Here is a 20460-nt window from a genome sequence, read left to right on the forward strand (position 1 = left end):
TAGCGTAAACGCATCTTGGCGATCAGGTCTATTCATTGGAGTAATCGATCGGCCGGTCGTAGCGTGATGAGCATGAATCGCATCTCTCCCACCCCCGCCCAGGGAGCTGCTCGCAACGAGCGCCTCCTCTCCACTTCGGTACTCGTCATCGGCACCGGCGGAGCCGGACTCCGCGCGTCCATCGAACTCGCGGAGCGCGGCGTCCAGGTGCTCGCCGTCGGGAAGCGGCGCGCGCACGACGCGCACACGACCCTCGCCGCAGGCGGCATCAACGCCGCCCTCGGCACGATGGATCCCGAGGACAGCTGGGAACAGCACGCCGCCGACACGCTCCGCGAATCGTACTTCCTCGCCGACCCCGCGATCGTCGAGACGGTCACCCGCAACGCCGCGCGCGGCATCGAGGATCTGGAGCGCTGGGGCATGCCGTTCGCCCGCGAGGACGACGGCCGCATCAGCCAGCGCTTCTTCGGCGCGCACAAGTATCGCCGCACCGCGTACGCCGGCGATTACACCGGCCTGGAGATTCAGCGCACCCTGATGCGGCGCGCAGCCGAACTGCGCGTCTCGATCGTGGATACGGTGTACATCACGCGCCTGCTCGTCGCCGACGGACGCATCTTCGGCGCCTACGGGTTCGACATCGTCGACGGAGCCCCGGTGGTCATCCACGCCGACGCCGTGATCCTGGCGGCGGGCGGCCACACGCGCATCTGGCGCAACACCTCCTCCCGGCGCGATGAGAACACCGGCGATTCGTTCCGACTCGCCGCGCTCGCCGGCGGAAAGATCCGCGACGCAGAACTCGTGCAGTTCCATCCCTCCGGCATCCTCGAGCCCGCCGACGCCGCCGGGACGCTGGTCTCGGAAGCGGCTCGAGGAGAGGGCGGGATCCTGCGCAACGCGCTCGGAGAGCGCTTCATGGAGCGCTACGACCCGGAACGCATGGAGCTCTCGACCCGGGACCGCGTCGCTCTCGCGAGCTACACCGAGATCTCTGAGGGCCGCGGCACCACCAACGGCGGCGTCTTCCTCGACGTCTCGCATCTTCCGCGCGAGCAGATCCTCTCGAAGCTGCCACGGGTGTACCGCACGCTGATCGATCTGCAGATGCTTGATATCACCGAGGAGCCGATCGAGATCGCGCCCACCGCCCATTACTCGATGGGCGGTGTGTGGGTCACGCCCGACACGCACAGCACCGGGGTCGCTGGACTCTACGCGATCGGTGAGGCGTCGAGCGGCCTGCACGGCGCGAATCGCCTCGGCGGCAACTCCCTCATCGAGTTGCTCGTGTACGGCCGCATCACCGGCTCCGATGCCGCGGACTACGTGTCGGGGCTCACCGAGATCCGCCGCGACCCGGCCGCCGTCGCCGAGGCGCGCGCGGAGATGCAGAACCTGCTGGAGGGAGCGGGGACCGCCGATAAGAGCACCGAGAGCCCGCGTCGGCTCCAGCGCGCTCTGCGAGACATCATGACCGAGCACGTCGGCGTCGTGCGCAGCGAGGCCGGTCTCACGACCGCACTCGGAAAGCTGGAAGCGTTGCAGGAGCGCGTGGCGCGGGTCACGGCGCATCCGGACATCGCGGGATTCGACGACCTCGCTCATGCCTTCGATCTGTACGGGTCGATGCTCGCCGCACGGGCGACGATCGAATGCGCGCGCGAGCGTCGGGAGACCCGCGGCTGCCACAACCGCTCCGATTACACCGAGCAGGATCCGTCTCTGCGGGGGAACTTCGTCTGGACGCCGGATCGCGGTGCCGTATTCGAGCCGCTCCCGGAGGCGCCGGTAACCTTCCGTGATCTCGCGCTCGCCGCCGCTGACGACACCGTTCAGGGCAAGCTCGTCGAGTAGCCGGGGAGGTCGGTTCCGCAGCACGAGTTCCGCGCGGCGGTGGTCAGAGCAATGCGGAGTCCCGCTCACACCGCCGCGTGGAAACGAAATCGCGGTGCTCCGCGCCGAGTTCTGTGCATAACCGTTCGTCGTGCGGCGCAGCATCGGAGGATCGGATCATGACCGAACGCGAATCCGACCCCCGCCCCGTCATCCGATGCTCTGGCACCGCAGACTTCCTCGCGGCCCTGCCCTATCTCACCGGGTTCACCGCCACCGACAGCCTGTTCGTGATCTGTTTCATCGGCGCACGCTCCGGCCCTGCGGTCCGCATCGACCTCCCCCGCAGTGACGATCCCGGCGATGCACTCGCGATCCTCGATCTCATGAGCGAGCTCGCGCGCGATCTCTCCGCGATGCACGAGCACCCGGTCGCGGTGGCCGTCGTCATCGTCAGCAACGCGTCGTTCGACGTGACGGGCCCTCCCCCATGGCAACGACTGGCGAGGCGCATCGAGCGCCGCCTCCGTCGCGACGGCGTCGAGATCCGAGAACTCTGCCTACTCGCTGCAGATGGATGGCTGAGCTTCCTCGACCCGCACCCGCCATTGGCAGGCCGACCCCTCAGCGAGATCGCGGAGAGCCCCGTCATCCGCGGCCCGCTCCGACAGATCGAGGCACCGGTCGAACTCCAACGGCTCGGAGAGATTCCGACCGCCGATCCCGCGCGTGCCGCGGCACTGGCGCGCGCGCTCGAACACCATCCTCCCTCCGATTTCCCGGGTTCGGAGCGCGTCCCCCCGCTGCGCTCCGAATCCGGGAGCACCTCAGATTCGTACTTCGCCTGGATCTCCGAAGCCGCGGAGTCGACCCGCGATCTGTGCGCCGACGGCCCGCTGAGCAGTGACGCTGCGGCGCGCCTCGTCCGCAACAGTGCGCATTCCGATCGCTGGCTGATCATCGCACTGGGACTCCTCACCCGTCCTGAGTTCCCTCTCGAACTCGCCGCGGAACTGCCCATCGGCAGATTCACCGGCGTGCCGGTGGAACTCGAGATCGATCTCCCACCGCTCACCGACGAACCGGCTGCGGGGCTCCGAACGGAGTGCCGCGCGAACACCTCGGCCGGGCGAGAACGCACACGCGTCGCCGCATCGGATTGGTCCATCTTCCGCATCCTCGACGGTGCGTGCCCAGAGTTCACCGAGCACGGCCGCCTGCGCGGGGTGCTCGCCCGACTGCGAGAGACGATGAGCGAGACGCCGGAGCCCCTCAGACCCGGCATGCTCGCACTGAGCGCGTGGCTCTGGTGGTTGCAGGGCAATCAGTCGGTGGCACGCCGCCAGGCGCATGAGGCTCTCGCCATCGATGCTGGGCATGAGCTCGCCACCATGGTGCACCGGTTGACGACGAAACCGCTGTATCGGAGACTCACTGCGACCCGTTCCACGAGCCTCGGCGGTGCGCGGCAGACGCAGTCTCGGCGCGCAGCACCTCGATGATGCGGTCGATCGCGGCCGCGGTCACGGGGCCGGCGAGCGTGAATCGGATGCCGGTCTGCGCGAGCTCGGCGGAGAATCCGAGTGCGAGCAGCACCGGAGACGGGTCATCCGATCCCGCAGCACATGCCGAACCAGAGGACACCGCGAACCCGGCGGCGTCGAGGGCCACCAGGAGCGACTCTCCGCTCACCCCGTCGACGACGAACGACGCGTGCCCCGGCAGTCGCTCTGCGCGATCGCCCGTGAGACGGGCTCCCGGCACCTCCGCGAGCACGCGTTCGATCAGCGCTTCGCGCGACTCGATCAGCGCCACGCCCTGCGAGCCGATCTCCGCACTGGCTGCGCGCACCGCAGCGGCGAAGCCCGCGAGCGCCGGTCCGTTCTCGGTGCCCGCTCGGCGCCCCTGCTCCTGCCCGCCGCCGTGGAGCAGCGGTTCCACGGCGAGACCGGATCGCACGAGCAGCGCCCCGGTTCCCTGCGGCCCGCCGAATTTGTGGCCCGCGATCGTCATCGCATCGATACCGGGTCCCGGCCAGGCGGCTCCTGAGACGCCGAACGTCGCGGACCCGAAGCGCACCGGCAAGGAGGCAGCGGCCTGCACGGCGTCCGTGTGCAGGAGCACCCCGCTGGCGTGCACGATCTGCGCGATCCGCGGCAGATCCTGCACGGTACCCACCTCCGCATTCGCGAGCCCCACCGACACGAGCGCCGTGTCTGAGCGCACGAGCGCTGCGACCGACGAGGCGCTCACGCGTCCGACCTCGTCCACCTCTGCGAAGTCGAGCGAGAAGCCGAAGACGCGCTCCAGATACCGGCAGCTCTCGATCACCGACGGATGCTCGATCGGCGTGGTGACCAGGTGCCGACCGCGAGGGTTCGCGAGCGCGAGCCCGATGATCGCGAGGTTGTTGGCCTCGGTACCGCCCGACGTGAAGATCACCTCGGACGGACGCGCAGCGAATGCCGTCGCGATGTCAGACCGCGCCGCATCGATCCGTGAACGGGCACGATGACCGGCCTGATGCACGCTCGAGGCGTTCGCCGCGCCGTCGTCGAGCGCATCGATCATCGCGGCCCGCGCCTCAGGCCGCAGCGGCGCCGTCGCTGCGGCGTCGAGATACCCGTCGGCACTCGAGCCGAGGCGCGGCGCTCCCCCGATCATGCGCGGTGCTCCCCGCTCATGCGCGGTGCTCCCAGCTCATGCGCAGCGCTCAATCCGCATCGAGACCCAGATCCAACGCGCGAGCACCGTGCGTCAGCTGCCCGACTGAGATGACATCGACTCCCGTCTCCGCGATCGAGGCCACCGTCTCGAGCGACACCCCTCCGCTCGCCTCCGCGACGACGCTGCCCGCAATCCGCTGCACCGCCATGCTCAGATCGTCGAGCGGGAAGTTGTCGAGCAGCACCCCCGTGATATCGGCGGCGAGCACCGCATCGAGCTGATCCAGCCGGTCGACCTCGACGATGATCGCGGTCGTGTGCCCGGCTCGCTCCCGCAGAAGCCGCAACGCGCGCGTCGTCGTCGCGGTGTCGGATGCGCCGAGGGCTGCAAGGTGATTGTCCTTCACCATGATCGCGTCGGAGAGACTGAAGCGGTGGTTCACACCGCCCCCGGCGCGGACCGCATGCTTCTCGAGAGCGCGCAGACCCGGCGTCGTCTTGCGGGTGTCGGCGATGCGCGCAGACGTGTGGGCGACGGCCGCCACGAAGCGCGAGGTGAGCGTCGCCACACCGCAGAGCCGCTGAGCGAAGTTCAACGCCACGCGCTCGCCGGTCAGCACGCCTCTGGCGGGGCCGGCAACGCGGGCGAGTACCTCTCCGGCGGCGAACACCGCACCGTCCTCCGCGAGATCCGTGATCTCGATACGCGCATCCGCCTGCCGAAAGGTCTCGCGCACCATCGCCCCGCCCGCGAACACACCCGATTCGCGGGCCACCAGGCGTGTTGCGATGCCGAGCTCGGCGGGGATCGCGAGTTCGGCGGTCAGGTCGCCCCACGGAGCGTCTTCCGCGAGAGCGGCGCGAACCGCGGTATCGACGATGGACTGCGTCAGCATACGGAAACGCTCCTCTGTTGGGTCAGTTGTCGGGGGCGTGACGGTGCGGGCGGGCTGGGCGGCGGTGCCGTGCCGAACTCGATGCGAAACGCGCGTCGGCGGGAGAGGGCTGGATCGACGTCTGGAAAATCCGATCGCACGTGCGCCCCGCGCGTCTCCCTGCGGGCCGCCGCAGCACAGCAGATCATGGTCGCGAGCCGCGTTGCATCCCCCGCACCGCGCTCGAACACCCGCGCCGCGAGCGCGAGCCCGGAGCCGTTCCGCTCGATTCCCAGGTGGGCGCCCAGCGCCCGTGAGACCTCCAGCTCGAGCGCCCCGGTGTGCCGCGGCTCGCCGTCACCGACGACGCACCTGTCCGCATCGAGCACCAGTCGCCCGAGAGCGCTGCCGCTTTCGAGCCACTCGTCCTGCCGACCTCGGTATCCCGCCGCAGCCGCTCCCGCGCGGCCGCCGAACACCAGACCTTCGAGCAACGAGTTCGAAGCGAGTCGATTCGCACCGTGCACGCCCGTCGAGGCGGCCTCGCCCGCGACGAACAGCCCCGGCACACTGCTGCGGCCCGAGGTATCGCTCGCCACCCCGCCCATCGTGTAGTGCGCGGCAGGCGCGACCGGTACCGGCTCACGAGCCCAATCGTGCCCACGCGCTGCGAGCGCCCGCGAGATCGCGGGAAATCGGCGCCGCAGCGCTCCCGAGCCCTCACGATGCTCGATCGGGGTGGCGTCGAGCCACACCTCAGCAGCACCTGCGCGATGCATGGCGCGGTGCGTCTCCAGCGAGACCACATCACGCGGCGCGAGCTCAGCACGCGGGTGACGGCCGAGCATGAACCGTTCGCCCCGAGCGTCGCGCAGCACCGCCCCGGCACCCCGGACCGCCTCCGAGATCAGCAGGCCTTGGCCGTTCTGCCCCTCTGCGAGCACCGTGGGATGGAACTGGACGAACTCCAGGTCGGCGACCACCGCCCCCGCACGAGCGGCGAGCACGATGCCCGCACCGCGCGCTCCAGGGTGATTCGAGCTCATCGGGTACAGCGAGGCGTAGCCCCCGGTCGCGAGCACCACGGCGTCGGCGGAGAGGCTCGCTTCAGCTCCGTCGGCATGGCGCACCGTCGCCCCGGTCACCGCGCCGGCCTCGCTGAGGAGCCCGGTGACGGTCGTTCGCTCGCGCACGACGAGGGCGCCGTTGAGCGATCCGTTCCGACGTCCGGGCACGGAGTCCAGCACGCGACCCACGAGGTGCGCATGCAGCACCGCTCCGCTCCGATCGCCGCCCGCGTGCACGATGCGATTTCTCGAGTGCGCCGCCTCGAGGCCGAGGGCCACGCCCCCATCGCTCCCCCGGTCGGCGGCGAAGCCCTCCGCGAGCAGTCCGCGCACCAGCCGCGCCCCGTCGCGCACGAGCACGTCCGCGGCGGCACGAACGGTCAGTCCCGCTCCGGCCTGCAACGTATCCGCCAGGTGGTCGGCCGCGCGATCCTCAATGCCGATCGCCGCGGCGATCCCGCCCTGCGCCAGTGGGGTGTTCCCGAGCACCCGTTCGCGCCCATCGGACGATCCGTTGCCCGTGCCGAGCTCCCCCGCCGTGACGATCATCACATCGGCTCCTGCATGCACCGCGGCGAGCGCCGCGCACAGACCGGCGACTCCCGATCCGATGACGAGGATCACGGCTTCGCGGCGAGCATGCGCTCGAGTGCGACGCGGGAGTCATCGGCGACGCCGTCCGGCACGCTGATGCGATTCGGCGTCGAGCCGTCGAGCAACGCCTCGAGGGTCCACGCGAGGTACGCCGGATGGATGCGGTACATCGTGGAGCACGGGCACACGACGGGGTCGAGGCAGAAGATCGTCAGGTCCGGTCGCTGCTGCTGCAATCGGTTCACCAAGTTGATCTCGGTACCGACCGCGATCACACTGCCCGGAGCGGCCTGCTCGATCTCCCGTCTGATGTACTCCGTCGAGCCGGCACCATCGGCCGCTTCGACGACCGAGGCCGGGCACTCGGGGTGCACGATGACGCGCACATCGGGGAATTCGGCGCGCGCGCGCTCGATCTGCGCAACGGTGAAGCGCTTGTGCACGGAGCAGAACCCGTTCCACAGGATCACGCGCGCATCTCGCACCTGCTGCTCCGTGTTGCCTCCGAGCGGCAGATGCGGCCGCCACAGCGGCATCTCCGCCTCGTCGATCCCCATGGCCTTCGCCGTGTTGCGGCCGAGGTGCTGGTCCGGGAAGAAGACGACCCGCTGCCCCCGTTCGAAGGCCCATTCGAGCACGGCGCGAGCGTTCGACGACGTGCAGACGATCCCTCCGTTGCGACCGCAGAACGCCTTGATCGCCGCCGATGAGTTCATGTACGTCACGGGAATGACGGTGCGCCGTCCGTCCTCCGCCGTCGTGCCGAGGGCGGCCATCAGGTCGCGCCAGCACGCTTCGACCTGGTCGATCGTGGCCATGTCCGCCATCGAGCACCCCGCTGCGAGGTTCGGCAAGATCACCGCCTGGTCGCGCCCGGAGAGGATGTCGGCGGTCTCGGCCATGAAATGCACTCCGCAGAAGACGAAGGCTTCGGCCTCCGGGCTCGATTTCGCCGCTTGCGCGAGCATGAACGAGTCACCGACGAAGTCGGCGTACTGCACGATCTCGTCGCGCTGATAGAAGTGTCCCAGGATCTGCACGCGAGGACCCAGGGCCTCGCGCGCGGCGGTGATCCAGTCGGCCAGCTGATCGTCGCTCGCCGCGGTGTATCGCTCGGGAAGCGGGCCCTGGCGCGGGGAGTGCTCGGGAACCGGATCGATCGTCGACGCACCGGGACCGTACCCGGGCGCCCGGTCGACCTGCCAGGGATCCTGCGAGAGGTCCGAATCGCAACTCGACGACCCGGTCGCACGGAGAGCGATCGGTCGGCGATGGGATCGGGCTGCGGGAGACGTCGGCGCTGATGCCGGCCGCATCTCGCGCTCTCGCTCTGCGGCCTCGCTGATGAGCTCGTAGACGCTGGTCATGCTGGCCTCCGGGGTTGCGGGCGTGCATCCGGAAACTCCGGTGCCGCCTCGTTCGAGAATCGGTACAGTCGAGCGGGCCGGTGCGGTGAGCCGGTCTCACGCTCTCCGGTGTCGATGAGCGCGCCCCGCGCGAGGATCTGTCGCCTGAAGTTCGCCGGATCGACGGCGTACCCGAGCACGGCCTCGTGCACGGCGCGCAACTGGCCGATGGTGAACACGGGTCCCAGAAAGCGGTGGGCGACGGCTGCATACTCTGTCTTGCTGCGCAACCGGGCGAGCGCGTAGTCGGTGATCGCGGAATGGTCGAAGGCGAGGTCGGGCAGCGCATCGGCGGAGCACCAGGCGACGTTGGCATCGGCGCGGCCGCTCTCATCGATCGCAGCTCCCGTCTCGGCGCGCGGAGGATCGACGCGCGGGTCATCCCATCTCCGCCCGCCCGCCTGCTCTGCGGTCGATGCACCCGTGGAACCGCCCTCGGCGCCGCCGGGCACCGCAGTCGAGAGATCGTCTTCGCCGAGCATCGCCCAGTACGCGATGGTGACGAGGCGCTGCGCATCGGCCGACCGCTCGACTCCGCCGAACGCGTAGAGCTGTTCCAGGTACCCCGGAGTGCACTGCGCCGCCGCACGGATCGAACGCAGTGCCGTGTCGGCGAGGGTCTCGTCCCAGCGCGTCGGACCCCCCGGGAGCGCCCAGCGTCCGAGATACGGTGCGCGCGTGCGGCGCACGAGCGGGATCCAGAGCGTGGCGCTCGACTCCCCTGCCGCGTCGTGCCGCACCCCCTGTCCGACGACCAACGCGCCCGACGGCGGGTTGAGCGCGAAAGCCACGGTGGAGACCGCAACGGCAGGCGGGAGATAGGGGCGTTCGCTCGCGCTGACATCCGCGAAATCCACTTCGACCTCCCTCTCCGCCATACCCTCAACCGGACCAGGTTAGAGTCAATGTGACTTTAAGCAGCATACGCGCACATCGGGAGCTGTCAAGATGCGAGTACAGATCCTTCGCCGAAAGTAACGATTACGCAGCCAGGCCTCGCGTGATTGCGAACCGTGGGATAGGCTCAACGGGTAAGACCAGTAATGCCGAACGTAGGGATTCTCCAGCACGTTTTATTTGCCGCTGAAATGCAGCAAGCTACCAGTCTCCACGTCGGCGCCGTCGCCGTGGCACCCCGGCCGCTCTCGCGGCCAGCAACACAAGAAGGAAATACAGTATGGCCACCGGCACCGTGAAATGGTTCAACTCGGAAAAGGGCTTCGGCTTCATTACCCCCGACGACGGAGCATCCGACGTCTTCGCGCACTTCAGCGCGATCTCGGGTAACGGCCGTCGCGACCTGTTCGAAGAGCAGCGCGTCGAGTTCGACGTCGAGCAGGGCCCCAAGGGCCTGCAGGCAAGCAACATCCGCGCACTCTAAGTCGCGCGACTGAACGAGGTGCAGGGCTCACGCCCTGCACCTCGTTTTTTTGTATGTAGCGCACACTCGCCTCGACTTCGCATCGGCGCATCGCTACATTCGGAACATTCTGACCCCGACACGGGAGCTGCATGTCGACGCTGACGTATCCGAACCTGTTCCGGCCCCTCACGCTGGGCGCCATCACACTTCCGAATCGAATCATCATGGGTTCGATGCACATCGGTCTCGAAGAGACCCCGGGTGGCTTCGACCGGCTCGCGGCGTTCTATCGCGAGCGCGTCGTCGGCGGCGCGGGGCTCATCGTCACCGGCGGCGTCTCCCCCAACGACGAGGGCCGCCTGACTCCGGGGGCGGCGATGCTCACGAGTGATGACGACATCGCCGATCACCGCGTCATCACCGACGCAGTGCATGACGCGGGTGGGCGCATCGTCCTGCAGATCCTTCACGCTGGACGCTACGGGGCGCACCCCGATATCGTCGCCCCGAGCCCCCTCCCTGCACCGATCTCCCCGATCACGCCGCGTGAACTCGGCGACGCAGACATCGAACGCACGATCGACGACTTCGCGCACACGGCTGCGCTCGCATGTGCCGCCGGCTACGACGGTGTCGAGATCATGGGCTCGGAGGGATACCTCATCAACGAGTTCGCAGCGCCGCACACGAACCACCGCGCGGATGCGTGGGGCGGCGATGCGCAGCGTCGCGCGCGATTCCCGGTCGAGATCGTGCGTCGGGTGCGTGCCGCGCTCGGCGACGAGCGCATGCTCATCTACCGCCTCTCCATGCTCGACCTCGTACCCGACGGCTCCACACTCGACGAGGTGGTCGACCTGGCGCTCCGCGTCGAGGCCGCCGGCGCCTCGATGATCAACACCGGAATCGGTTGGCATGAGGCGCGGATCCCGACGATCGCGAGCTCGGTGCCCCGCGCGGCCTTCTCCTGGGTCACGCATCGCCTGATGGGCGCCGTGTCGATTCCGCTCATCGCCACGAACCGGATCAACACCCCCGAGAGCGCCGAAGCCGTGCTCGCCGAGGGATGCGCCGATATGGTGTCGCTCGCACGCCCGTTCCTGGCGGATCCAGCGTTCATCGCGAAAGCGGCTGCTGGCACCCCTGAACGCATCAACACCTGCATCGGGTGCAACCAAGCGTGCCTCGATCACACATTCGCCGGGAAAGTCGCATCGTGTCTCGTGAATCCCCGAGCCGGGCACGAGACTGAGCTCATCATCTCGCCGACGACCGCCCCCCGACGCATCGCCGTGGTCGGTTCGGGCCCTGCCGGCCTCTCGTGCGCGACGACCGCCGCCTCGCGCGGGCACGACGTGACGCTGTTCGAGGCCGACACCCGTATCGGCGGCCAGCTGAACGTCGCACTGCAAGTACCCGGCAAGAGCGAATTCCGGGAGACACTGCGGTACTTCGGAGTGCGTGTCGCGGAGACCGGCGTCACCGTCCGGCTCGGCGAACGGGTCGACGCGGCATCGCTCGCCGCACAGGGCTTCGATGAGATCGTGCTCGCCACCGGAGTGCTGCCGCGACGACCGGTGATCGACGGCCTCGATCATCCGAGTGTCGTCGGCTATCTCGATGTGCTGCGCGATCGCGTTCCGGTCGGCCGGCGCGTCGCGATTCTCGGCGCCGGAGGCATCGGCTTCGACGTCGCCGAGTTCCTCACCTCGGATACCGAAGAGGATCCCGCAGACGTCGCTGGTTTCCTCTCCCACTGGGGAGTCGACGCGGAGTACCGCCGCCCCGGCGGACTGACCGTCGCCGTCGAAGCGCCCGCGAAACGCTCCGTCGTGATGCTGCAGCGCAGCGGCGGCAAGCTGGGCGCCGGGCTCGGCAAGACCACCGGGTGGATCCACCGGACCGAGCTCGCCCGCCGGGGCGTGCGCATGGTTCCGGGGGCGGAGTACCGGAGGATCGATGATGCAGGTCTGCACCTCGGACTCGAGGGCGAACCGGTGACCATCGAAGTCGACACCATCGTGCTGTGCACCGGCCAGGACCCGGCCCGCGATCTGCACGTCGAGCTCGCCGAGCTCGGCATCGATGCGCATCTCATCGGCGGAGCCGATATCGCGGCAGAGCTCGACGCGAAACGCGCGATCGATCAGGGCACGCGACTTGCAGCGAGATTGTGAGGTGCATCCATGACGGACCACTCGGGTGCAGCTGACCGGCTCTCGCGCATGATTCGGATCCCCACCGTTTCTGCGGAGATCGAAGAACGGGGCAGCGCACCGTTCGAGGCGTTCGTCGAGCTGCTCGAAGAGCTGTATCCGAACGTGCATCGTCGGCTCGCGCGAGAGCGCATCACGGAACTCGGGCTGCTCTTCCACTGGCGCGGGGCCGACTCAGACAGTGATCCCGTTGTGCTCATGGCGCACTACGACGTGGTTCCGGTCGACGCGAGCGACGCCTGGACTCATCCGCCGTTCGAGGGCCGCATCGCCGACGGCTTCGTCCACGGGCGCGGTGCGCTCGACGACAAGGGGCCGCTGCTCGTGATCCTCGAGGCCGTCGAAACGCTGCTGCTGGAGGGATTCGCTCCCGCACGCGACGTGTACCTCTCCTTCGGCGGCAACGAGGAGACATTCGGAGATGCGGCGCGCACCATCGCGGAGACGTTCTCGGCACGGGGCATCACTCCATGGCTCGTGCTGGATGAGGGTGGCGCGGTGGTCGATGCTCCGCTGCCGTTCGTACGCGGGCAGGCGGCGATGGTGGGCGTCGGCGAGAAGGGCGCGATGACCCTGCGGCTGAGCGCACGGGGCGACGGCGGCCACGCATCGGCTCCACCGCCCCTCACCGCAGTCACCCGTGTCGCGCGCGCCGTGGCCCGCCTGCACCCCCGCACATTCCCGACCAGCACTCCGCGCGGGGTCAGCCGCATGCTCGAGCGCCTCGTGCCGAGCACTCACGGACCCGCCCGCCTGCTGTACCGGCTGCTGGCCGCGCGGCCTCGTCTCACAGCGCGCCTCTTCGCACGGATGGGAGGCGAGCCGGCTGCGATGATCCGTACGACGATCGCGGCCACGATGCTCGAAGGCGGCACGGCGGCGAACGTGCTCCCCTCTCGAGCAAGCGCCACCATCAACCTGCGCATCGCGCTCGGAGAGACCGTGGCTTCCACCGTGCAGCGCGTGCGGCGCCGAGTCGCCGACCGCGCCATCCGGATCGACGTCGTCGACGGCGAGGACCCCTCACCCGAATCATCGACCGAGAACGCGCAGTTCGAGATCATCGCGGACGCGGTGCGCACGTCGCACCCTGGAGCGAGCGCGGTGCCGTACGTGATGCTCGCGGCGACCGACTCGCGGCACTTCCATCGCTTCGCTCCAGCGGTGTACCGATTCGCGCCGCTCGCGATGTCGTCAGCACTCAGGGCGACGATCCACGGCGTCGACGAGCGCGTGGCCGTCGGCGAACTCGAACGCGGCATCCGGTTCCACCGCTCGCTCCTCCAGCGGCTCCCCGCTCGGCAGCTCCCGTGACGCGCGTACGACTCGGCGCGCTCGCCGGCGTGGTCGGGTTCCTCGCGTTCGTCGAGTTCACGAGCGGCTTTCTCCAGGGCTATTACACCCCGATGCTGTCCGATATCGCGCGGCACCTGCAGGTACCGGATGCCGACGTGAACTGGCTCGAGGGTTCGCAACTCATGCTGTCCGCGCTGGTCGTGCCGGTGCTCGCGAAACTCGGCGACATGATCGGGCACAAGCGAATCCTGCTCTGGTCCACGGCGGTGACCGCTGCGGCGACCCTCGCGCTGCCGTTCGCCGATACGTTCCCGCTCTTTCTCGCCGCATGGACAGTGCAGGGGGTGTACGTCGTCTGGCTGCCGCTCGAGATCGCGCTCATCTGGTCGCGCACGGCCGGCCGTGACGGACGCTCGTTGCTCACCGCACGGGCGGCAGGCCTGCTGGTCGCCGCGCTCGAACTCGGCGCGATCTCCGGCGCTCTCATCGGGGGGCGGCTCATCGACGGGTTCCCCATCTTCGGCGTGCTCCTGGTTCCGGGCGTGCTCGTCGTCACGTGCTTCTTCGTCATCATGTTCGGCGTCGGCGAATCCTCCGTGAAACTGGGCGGCCGACTCGACACCGTCGGGCTCATGCTCATCACCTTCGCGCTCCTGGCATTCACGGGCGGACTGAGTCTGCTGCGGATCGAAGGGGTGGAGAGCCCCCTCGCCTGGGGCGTCGTCGCGCTCGGACTCCTCCTGTTCGTGCCGTTCGGACGGTGGGAGCTCCGGCACCCCGATCCACTCATCGACGTGCGCCTCTTCCGCTCACCGGCGCTCGCGCCGGTCTTCGTGACCGCGGCACTCTTCGGCATGAGCGTGCTCGGCGCACAAGCCCCGCTGTCGACCTTCATTCGAACGGATCCAGCCACCGCCGGGTACGGTCTCGGCATCGGCGGCTTCCTGACCTCGCTCGTCATCGGCGTCTATCTCATCGCGATGGTCGTCGGCGCGCTCGCGTATCCGCTGGTGGCCCGCTGGTCGACGCCGCGGAACGCGCTGGCCGCCGCCGCCCTCCTCGTCGCGATCGGCTACTTCATGTTCCTGCCGTTCCACACCGCTTACCCGCACATGATCATCAACATGATCGTCGCCGGGCTCGGTTCGGGCGCCCTGGTCGCGGCTCTGCCTGCGGCTGCGGCGGCCGGGGCCCCCGACCGTCTCACCGGCGTTGCGACGGGACTCACCAACTCGACGAAGACGGTGGGCGGCGCGATCGCATCGGCGATCTTCGGCATCGCGCTCCTGCACGGCGTCGCGGGCGCAGCCGGCGCGGATTCCGGGGGCAGCACCGCCGGCTCGTTCACCGGGTACGTCATCGTCTGGTGCGTCTGCGGGGGATCCGCTCTCGCGGCGTCGGTCGCGCTCCGGTTCGTGGTGCCGCAGCGCGCATTCGAGGATCGCCGTGCTGTCGCGAGCGATCGCTCGGCGCCGCGCTAGCCTTCCGACCCGTGCATCTCCTCGGCCGTGACGATCGCACCTTCGAGCAGTGCGTCGAGGCGGTGGCGTCCGGCGCCGAGCAGCGCCCACCGCCACACGGTTCCGACGAGCGCCGCCGCGTACCCCGCGGCCACGATCTCAGCCCGGCGCGCATCATGACCGTCGCGACGCAGGCGCGCCTCGATCGCCGCGGCGATCCTGAGCTGACGGACCGCGCGTCCTGTCTCCAGCTCGCCCTCCACGTCCATCGTCCGCCCCTCGGCGATCGCGAGTGCCAGGATTTCCGGGACCTCCCCCGCGGCGAAGCTGCGGAGCGCCGCTCCAACGTCTCGGTCGTGCTCGCGCAATGCGCGTTCAAGGGCGGCGACCCTCGCGTCGAAGACGAACCACAGCATCTCCGCCTTCGATGAGAAGTAATTGAAGAAGCTCGAACGGCTGACGCCCGCGCGCCTGGTGATCTCGGTGACCGATGTCGCTTCGTACCCGCGTTCCAGGAAGAGCTCACACGCGGCGTCCGCAAGCATCTCTCGCGAGGAGGCATGCGGACGCCCGCGGGTCGGAGACATGCTCACCACTGTAGCGAACGCACGCCCCGTCCTCGTGAGCCGCTGAGCGTCAGAGGTGCTTGCCGCCGGTCACCGGGAGCACGGCCCCCGACACGTACGACGCGTCCTCCGAAGCGAGGTAGACGTACGCCCCGGCGAGTTCGGCTGGCTGCCCCGGGCGGCCGAGCGGCGTGTCCTCGCCGAAATGCACCTGCTTCTCGTCCCAACCGGTGGCCGGGATGAGCGGCGTCCAGATCGGCCCGGGCGCCACGGCGTTGACGCGCACTCCGCGTTCGCCCTGCTGCTCGGCGAGCGCCTGCGTGAACGCGACGAGCCCCGCCTTGGTCATTGCGTAATCGAGCAGATCGGGCGACGGATTGTACGCCTGCACCGAGGCGGTGACGATGACACTCGAACCGGGCTGCAGGTGCTCGGCCGCTTCGCGGAACAGCAGAATCGGTGCGACGAGATTCGTCGAGAACACGTTCTCGACGGCGTCCCGGGTCACCTCCGCGTTCGGCCCGCGCTCACGCTGGGTTGCTGCGTTCAGCACGAGGATGTCGAGGCCGCCGAGTTCCGAGACCGTGCGGCTCACCGTCTCGACGCAATCCGCCTCGTGTCGGAGATCGCCGGGCAGCAGCACCCCGCGGCGATTCGCGAGTTCGATCTGTTCGAGCGTCGCCTGCGCGTCCTCGTGCTCCTCTGGGAGGTACGCGATGGCGACATCCGCGCCTTCGCGCGCGAATGCGATCGCCACGGCCCGTCCGATCCCGGAATCGCCCCCGGTGATGAGCGCGCGCATTCCGGCGAGCTTTCCCGTGCCGGCGTACGTGTCCTCGCCGTGGTCGGGCGCCGGCTGCATCGGCGCCGTGAGACCGGGCTGCGACGGCTGCTCCTGCTGCGGCAGCGGGGCCTTCGGGTACTTCGTCCGCGGGTCCAGGTTCGGGGTCATGCGTCCTCCTCGGTGATCCGGTTACTGCGATGTTCAGGCGTATTCCATGCCGCCGACGCGGCGGTCAGTGCGAGCGCAGCATGTCGATGAGCTCCTGTTTGCGCAGGTCCGAGTAGCCGCTGAGCCCGAGCTCTTTCGCCCGTTTCTTCAGCTCCGGCACGGTGCGCTCGTCATAGTCCTCCGCGTGGCCGCCGCGCTTCCCCACGTTCGACCGGCCATCCTTCGCCGCCGCGTTCGAGATTCGGGCCGCCTTCTCAGCCGAGGCCCCGTCTTCGCGCAGTCGGTCGTACAGTTCGGGATCCTTCAGCTGCGGGGTCTTCGATTTCGGCATCGATCGTCCTCTCCTCAGTCGGGTGGTCCTTCGCATTCGACGCTAACCGAGCCATGCTCCGTCTCGCAGCCCCTCGACAGTCGCCGATGGGGTCGCTAGCCTTCGGCTGCGCTCCGGTCGTCATCGACCGCAGCGAGGTTTCGAACGGCGGGCCCCTCGAGCACCTCTCCCGTTGCGGAGAATCGCGAGGCGTGCAACGGGCAATCCCAGCTGCGCTCTGCAGGATTCCAGTTCACGATGCCGCCGAGGTGCGTGCACACAGCCGACACGCGGCAGAGCTTCCCGTCGACGCGTGAGACCGCGACCGGCCGGGCGCCCTCTCGCACGATCGCACCCTCCCCCTCTGCGAGGTCGGCCGCGCCCGAGCCGCTCAGCACCGCCTTGGTCCAGTCGGCGGCGACATGCGCTGCGACCTCCGCGTTGACGCGCACCGCATCGGCGACGCCGGCGACACCGGGGCCCGCGTGGCGCATGGTGTCGGCCCAGTCGAGCCGGCCGCCGAGCATCTGCGACACGATCGCGAGGCTCGCGGCCACAGCATTCGTCATCCCCCACTTGTCGTAGCCCGTCGCGGTGAAGATGCGGCCGTGCCCTCCTGCGAGCGGACCCGCGAACGGGAGCGACGCGTGCCGCTGATAATCCTGCGCGGCCCACCACGTGACCCGCGGCCCGGCGCCGAGCTTCTGCTGCGCCCAGGCATCGAGTTCCGCCAGCGTGCGCACCGTGTCTCCGCCCCGTCCGGTCGTGTGCGCGCCGCCCCCGACGACGACCAGTGTCTCCCCATCGGTGCCGCGAGCGGTGCGCAGGGAGCGGTCCGGGGCGTCGATCGAGATGTGCATGCCGCGTGGGATGCGGTCCTCCGGCACGTCATAGGCGGTGACGAAGGAGCGCGAGGGCTCCAGTCGCGCGAAGAACAGACCTCGGTCGAGGATCGGCACACCCGTCGCGAGCACGCAGCGGTCGGCCGACACGACGCCGCCCGCGGTCTGCACGTGCAGGGCGTCGCCGTCCTCCTCCACCCCGTGCACGCGCCTCCGCTCATGGATCTCGCCGCCGCGCTCGAGCACTTCGGCGGCGAGCGCCGCCAGCACCTCGATGGGCTGCAACTGCACCTGGTCGTCGAGCGTGATCGCCCCGGCGGTCGCGAACGGCAGGCCCGTGTCGTCCGCCCAGCGCGCATCGACTCCTGCGACACGGCATGCCTCGAGCTCGCGCTCCAGGGCGTCGAGATGGTCCTCGCCATTGGCGTACGTCACGGCATCGCGCCGATCGATCGGCAGACCGAGTCGTTCGAGCTCGCGCACCATCCACGCCTGTCCCTCACGATTCGCCTCCGCATAGGCGACGAGCGCCTCGTCGCCGACGTGCCGCCGCACCTGCGAGAAGACGCTTCCCTGGAGGAGGCTGAGCTTGCCCGTCGTGTGCCCCGTCGTGACGGCTCCAACCGTGCGGGCCTCGAGCACGGCGACGCGCTGACCCGCTCTGCAAAGCAGGACCGCCGTCACGAGGCCGGTGAGTCCCGCGCCGACGACGACCGTGTCGTAGCGACGCCCGAGCGGCGTCGGCTCCGACGGGGAGACGGGGATGGTGGGGCCGGTGCGGTGCCACAGTGCAGTCATGATTCCAAGCTAGGAAGGACCTCGAACGGAGGGCAGGCCCTTGACAGGGCGTGGCCCCGTGCCGTCCGCCGCATCCTCGCACCCGTCGAGGCGCGGGCGGCCGATGTTAGGTGAAGTTCGGCTCGGATGCAAGGCGCTGCCCGTTGCTGGGCCGCGTGGCGATCCTGGAGCGGTAGCTGTACCCGTTCGGGCGCACCGCGTGCGCCCGGCACACCGCGTCGGTCACGCACCACCGACCGCTCTCATTGGAGGAGGCCCATGCTCGCACCGAACCCGGCGTTCGCAGCATCCCCTGCACCCGTCGCTCCGGGCGGACGCGCCGACCGAGCAGCAGCAGATGCTGCGCGCAACGCGCACGCGATCGCCCTCCTCGTCGCTGCGCGGCGGGCCGACCCTGCAGGGCGACGGCGATTGCATCAGCGGGTCGTGGTCGAGTATCTCGATCTGGCGCACTCCATCGCGCGCCGATACCGCGTGCGCCAGCAGGATGCGGCAGATCTCCGCCAGGTCGCGTGCATCGGGCTCGCGAAGGCCGTCGAGCGCTTCGACCCGGATCTCGGAGACGACCTCGTATCGTTCGCCGTGCCCACCATCGCCGGGGAGATCAAGCAGTATCTGCGCGACACGTCGTGGTTCGTGAGGCCCCCGCGACGTCTCCAGGAGCTCGCGATCGAGGTGCCTGCGGTGCGCGAAGTACTCGAGCAGGAACTCGGGCGCGCGCCCCGGGTAGCGGAGCTCGCCGAAGTGCTGCACCGCCCACTGGCGCTGGTGGCCGAAGCGGTGCAGTGCCACTCCGCCCGTCAGGCGATCTCGCTGCACACTCCCATCCCCGGCGGCTCGGAGGACCTCACGCTCGCGGACTCCCTGCCCTATCGGGAGTCCGAGTACGCGAGAACCGACCTCGCGCTGACGCTGGAACGAGCGACGCGCACCCTCACCTCGGAGGAGCGTCGCATCGTGCGGTTGCGATTCGAGGAGCAGCTCACCCAATCCGAGATCGCGCTCGAGTGCGGCGTCAGCCAGATGCAGGTGTCACGACTCCTGGCGAGCATCTTGCAGCGCTTGCGCGCTGCGCTCAACACCGACGTCGCTCGCGCCTGACGCCGCCGCGCGCCGGGCTCCTGGTTCCGCCGCGGAACCGGTGGAGGGCGCAGCATCGAGCGTCGACCGAGGCTCGGGCGGCAGCATGACGCCGCGCGCCGCCGAGACGACGGCGCCGGCCGTCACCGCGAGGAGCGCGGGATCCGGCCCCGTGGCGAATGCTTCGCCCCTGCGCACCGCGGCGTCGGTCAGCACCACGTGGGGGCCAGGAGGCGGCCCCCACTCCTCCGGCGGCGCAGGGCCGAAGATCACCACCGACGGCACCCCGTACGCGGAGGCAAGATGACCCGCTCCCGTGTCGGCCGTCACGACGAGCGGCGCGCGCGCGATGACCGCCGCGAATTCAGCCAGGCCGATCCTCCCGGCGAGCACATCGTCATCCGTCATCCCGGCCGCCTCGGCGACGGCGACGGCCCGCGGACGGTCCCGCTCATCGCCCGTCACGACGACGCGGCGCCCGTCCGCACGCAGGGCCCGCGCCACCTCGGCGAAGCGGTCGACAGGCCACTGCCGCGAACCGTAGAACGCGCCGACGTGCACGACGACCGCTCCCGTCACGGGCGGCACCGCCTCCGGCACCGCGATGCGCACCTCATCCGGGTCTCCCGCCGCCCCGAAGGCCGAGACCAGGCGCACCCAGCGCTCCCGTTCGAGCATCCCGTCCACCCAGGCTGGCGCCGCCTCATCATGGATGACGGGGTCATCCGGCAACCGGTGCACGATGCGCCGACGCGGTTCGAGCGCGTCGATGACCGCCCGGCTCTCCGGCCCGTTCCCGTGCAGGTTCACCGCGATATCGACGCTGCCGGGTTCGAGCGGCAGCGGATCATCGAGGCCGGGTGTCGGGAGGAGTTCATCGACGGCGTCGACGAGTCTGACGATCGGCGACAGCCAGCCGGGCGCCGCGAGCACGATCCGATGCTCCGGAAACGCGCGTCGGAGAGCGCGGAGCGCAGGAACCGCGACGAGCAGGTCTCCCAGTTTGAGCGTTCGCAGTGCGAGCAGCACAGGACGATGCCGTCGAGTCATATGTGGTTCCCCTCTCGTGCACCCCGCCCCGAGATTGCTTCGTCTGCGCAGAGCACCCACCACTGGACTACCGCACACCG

Annotated in this window: 17 protein-coding genes; 7 read left to right on the plus strand and 10 right to left on the minus strand. The window is 69.5% G+C overall.

All coding sequences use genetic code 11. The annotated features are described in order from the left end of the window. Positions 1-72 precede the first annotated feature (72 nt). Both JSQ98_RS05920 and JSQ98_RS05925 read left to right on the plus strand, forming a co-directional pair. Positions 73-1860 (plus strand): FAD-binding protein, encoded by a 1788-nt coding sequence (locus JSQ98_RS05920; RefSeq protein WP_211648778.1) that lies wholly within the window; start codon positions 73-75, stop codon positions 1858-1860. 158 nt (positions 1861-2018) lie between these two features. Next, positions 2019-3341: a DUF4192 family protein gene (locus JSQ98_RS05925; RefSeq protein WP_211648780.1), complete on the plus strand. Its 1323-nt coding sequence runs from the start codon at positions 2019-2021 to the stop codon at positions 3339-3341. Here the strand turns inward: JSQ98_RS05925 and JSQ98_RS05930 are convergent. Genes JSQ98_RS05930 through JSQ98_RS05950 form a run of 5 tightly spaced genes read right to left on the minus strand, consistent with a single transcriptional unit; the run spans position 3271 to position 9325 of the window. After that, the gene (locus JSQ98_RS05930; protein WP_211648782.1) at positions 3271-4503 is read right to left on the minus strand and encodes a cysteine desulfurase family protein; all 1233 of its coding nucleotides are present in this window, start codon (positions 4501-4503) and stop codon (positions 3271-3273) included. The genes JSQ98_RS05925 and JSQ98_RS05930 overlap by 71 nt on opposite strands. A gap of 49 nt (positions 4504-4552) precedes the next feature. Continuing rightward, the gene (nadC, locus tag JSQ98_RS05935; protein ID WP_211648784.1) at positions 4553-5401 is read right to left on the minus strand and encodes a carboxylating nicotinate-nucleotide diphosphorylase; all 849 of its coding nucleotides are present in this window, start codon (positions 5399-5401) and stop codon (positions 4553-4555) included. Further along, positions 5395-7071: an L-aspartate oxidase gene (locus JSQ98_RS05940; protein ID WP_211648786.1), complete on the minus strand. Its 1677-nt coding sequence runs from the start codon at positions 7069-7071 to the stop codon at positions 5395-5397. Before JSQ98_RS05940 ends, nadC begins: the two co-directional genes overlap by 7 nt. After that, on the minus strand, positions 7068-8408 hold the full coding sequence (nadA, locus tag JSQ98_RS05945) for a quinolinate synthase NadA (protein ID WP_211648787.1): 1341 nt from the start codon (positions 8406-8408) through the stop codon (positions 7068-7070). Before nadA ends, JSQ98_RS05940 begins: the two co-directional genes overlap by 4 nt. After that, positions 8405-9325, minus strand: coding sequence for an NUDIX hydrolase (locus JSQ98_RS05950; protein WP_249290759.1), 921 nt, complete (start codon positions 9323-9325; stop codon positions 8405-8407). Before JSQ98_RS05950 ends, nadA begins: the two co-directional genes overlap by 4 nt. Before the next feature lie 299 nt (positions 9326-9624). On the opposite strand from JSQ98_RS05950, the gene JSQ98_RS05955 reads away from it, so the two are divergent. From JSQ98_RS05955 to JSQ98_RS05970, 4 genes are all read left to right on the plus strand, one after another. Further along, the gene (locus JSQ98_RS05955; protein WP_090150682.1) at positions 9625-9828 is read left to right on the plus strand and encodes a cold-shock protein; all 204 of its coding nucleotides are present in this window, start codon (positions 9625-9627) and stop codon (positions 9826-9828) included. A gap of 131 nt (positions 9829-9959) precedes the next feature. Then, entirely contained in the window at positions 9960-11987 is a 2028-nt protein-coding gene (locus JSQ98_RS05960; protein ID WP_283242017.1) for an NADPH-dependent 2,4-dienoyl-CoA reductase, read from the plus strand. Positions 11988-11996: 9 nt separating this feature from the next. Next, on the plus strand, positions 11997-13340 hold the full coding sequence (locus JSQ98_RS05965) for a M20/M25/M40 family metallo-hydrolase (RefSeq protein ID WP_211648788.1): 1344 nt from the start codon (positions 11997-11999) through the stop codon (positions 13338-13340). Further along, positions 13337-14803 (plus strand): MFS transporter, encoded by a 1467-nt coding sequence (locus tag JSQ98_RS05970; protein ID WP_211648789.1) that lies wholly within the window; start codon positions 13337-13339, stop codon positions 14801-14803. Before JSQ98_RS05965 ends, JSQ98_RS05970 begins: the two co-directional genes overlap by 4 nt. Here JSQ98_RS05970 and JSQ98_RS05975 read toward each other — a convergent pair. From JSQ98_RS05975 to JSQ98_RS05990, 4 genes are all read right to left on the minus strand, one after another. Then, the gene (locus tag JSQ98_RS05975; RefSeq protein WP_211648790.1) at positions 14800-15369 is read right to left on the minus strand and encodes a TetR/AcrR family transcriptional regulator; all 570 of its coding nucleotides are present in this window, start codon (positions 15367-15369) and stop codon (positions 14800-14802) included. The two genes, JSQ98_RS05970 and JSQ98_RS05975, sit on opposite strands and share 4 nt — an antisense overlap. Positions 15370-15418: 49 nt before the next feature. Beyond that, positions 15419-16300 carry an SDR family oxidoreductase gene (locus JSQ98_RS05980; protein ID WP_211648791.1) on the minus strand — a complete coding sequence of 294 codons (882 nt, stop codon included), beginning with the start codon at positions 16298-16300 and terminating at the stop codon, positions 15419-15421. A 64-nt stretch (positions 16301-16364) separates the two neighbouring features. Next, a complete protein-coding gene (locus tag JSQ98_RS05985; protein WP_211648792.1) occupies positions 16365-16631 on the minus strand; it encodes a DUF7218 family protein in 267 nt (88 codons plus the stop codon). A gap of 95 nt (positions 16632-16726) precedes the next feature. Further along, positions 16727-18250, minus strand: a complete 1524-nt coding sequence (locus tag JSQ98_RS05990; RefSeq protein WP_211648793.1) for an FAD-dependent oxidoreductase — start codon at positions 18248-18250, stop codon at positions 16727-16729. 258 nt (positions 18251-18508) lie between these two features. Here JSQ98_RS05990 and JSQ98_RS05995 point away from each other — a divergent pair, with 258 nt between their 5' ends. Then, complete coding sequence (locus JSQ98_RS05995) at positions 18509-19351, plus strand: sigma-70 family RNA polymerase sigma factor (protein WP_211648794.1); 843 nt, start codon at positions 18509-18511, stop codon at positions 19349-19351. Here JSQ98_RS05995 and JSQ98_RS06000 read toward each other — a convergent pair. Continuing rightward, entirely contained in the window at positions 19283-20380 is a 1098-nt protein-coding gene (locus JSQ98_RS06000; protein WP_211648796.1) for a glycosyltransferase family 9 protein, read from the minus strand. The two genes, JSQ98_RS05995 and JSQ98_RS06000, sit on opposite strands and share 69 nt — an antisense overlap. Positions 20381-20460 lie beyond the last annotated feature (80 nt).

Source organism: Leucobacter manosquensis, assembly GCF_018304845.1.
GTDB lineage: Bacteria > Actinomycetota > Actinomycetes > Actinomycetales > Microbacteriaceae > Leucobacter > Leucobacter alluvii.

What these genes read in the sequence shown, in the direction of transcription:
- JSQ98_RS05985 (WP_211648792.1), bottom strand. Translation starts at nt 16,631, where the DNA reads ATGCCGAAATCGAAGACCCCGCAGCTGAAGGATCCCGAACTGTACGAC.
- nadC (WP_211648784.1), bottom strand. Translation starts at nt 5,401, where the DNA reads ATGCTGACGCAGTCCATCGTCGATACCGCGGTTCGCGCCGCTCTCGCG.
- JSQ98_RS05975 (WP_211648790.1), bottom strand. Translation starts at nt 15,369, where the DNA reads ATGTCTCCGACCCGCGGGCGTCCGCATGCCTCCTCGCGAGAGATGCTT.
- JSQ98_RS05960 (WP_283242017.1), top strand. Translation starts at nt 9,960, where the DNA reads ATGTCGACGCTGACGTATCCGAACCTGTTCCGGCCCCTCACGCTGGGC.
- JSQ98_RS05920 (WP_211648778.1), top strand. Translation starts at nt 73, where the DNA reads ATGAATCGCATCTCTCCCACCCCCGCCCAGGGAGCTGCTCGCAACGAG.
- JSQ98_RS05930 (WP_211648782.1), bottom strand. Translation starts at nt 4,503, where the DNA reads ATGATCGGGGGAGCGCCGCGCCTCGGCTCGAGTGCCGACGGGTATCTC.
- JSQ98_RS05990 (WP_211648793.1), bottom strand. Translation starts at nt 18,250, where the DNA reads ATGACTGCACTGTGGCACCGCACCGGCCCCACCATCCCCGTCTCCCCG.
- JSQ98_RS05965 (WP_211648788.1), top strand. Translation starts at nt 11,997, where the DNA reads ATGACGGACCACTCGGGTGCAGCTGACCGGCTCTCGCGCATGATTCGG.
- JSQ98_RS05955 (WP_090150682.1), top strand. Translation starts at nt 9,625, where the DNA reads ATGGCCACCGGCACCGTGAAATGGTTCAACTCGGAAAAGGGCTTCGGC.
- JSQ98_RS05995 (WP_211648794.1), top strand. Translation starts at nt 18,509, where the DNA reads ATGCTCGCACCGAACCCGGCGTTCGCAGCATCCCCTGCACCCGTCGCT.
- JSQ98_RS05925 (WP_211648780.1), top strand. Translation starts at nt 2,019, where the DNA reads ATGACCGAACGCGAATCCGACCCCCGCCCCGTCATCCGATGCTCTGGC.
- JSQ98_RS05950 (WP_249290759.1), bottom strand. Translation starts at nt 9,325, where the DNA reads ATGGCGGAGAGGGAGGTCGAAGTGGATTTCGCGGATGTCAGCGCGAGC.
- nadA (WP_211648787.1), bottom strand. Translation starts at nt 8,408, where the DNA reads ATGACCAGCGTCTACGAGCTCATCAGCGAGGCCGCAGAGCGAGAGCGC.
- JSQ98_RS05980 (WP_211648791.1), bottom strand. Translation starts at nt 16,300, where the DNA reads ATGACCCCGAACCTGGACCCGCGGACGAAGTACCCGAAGGCCCCGCTG.
- JSQ98_RS06000 (WP_211648796.1), bottom strand. Translation starts at nt 20,380, where the DNA reads ATGACTCGACGGCATCGTCCTGTGCTGCTCGCACTGCGAACGCTCAAA.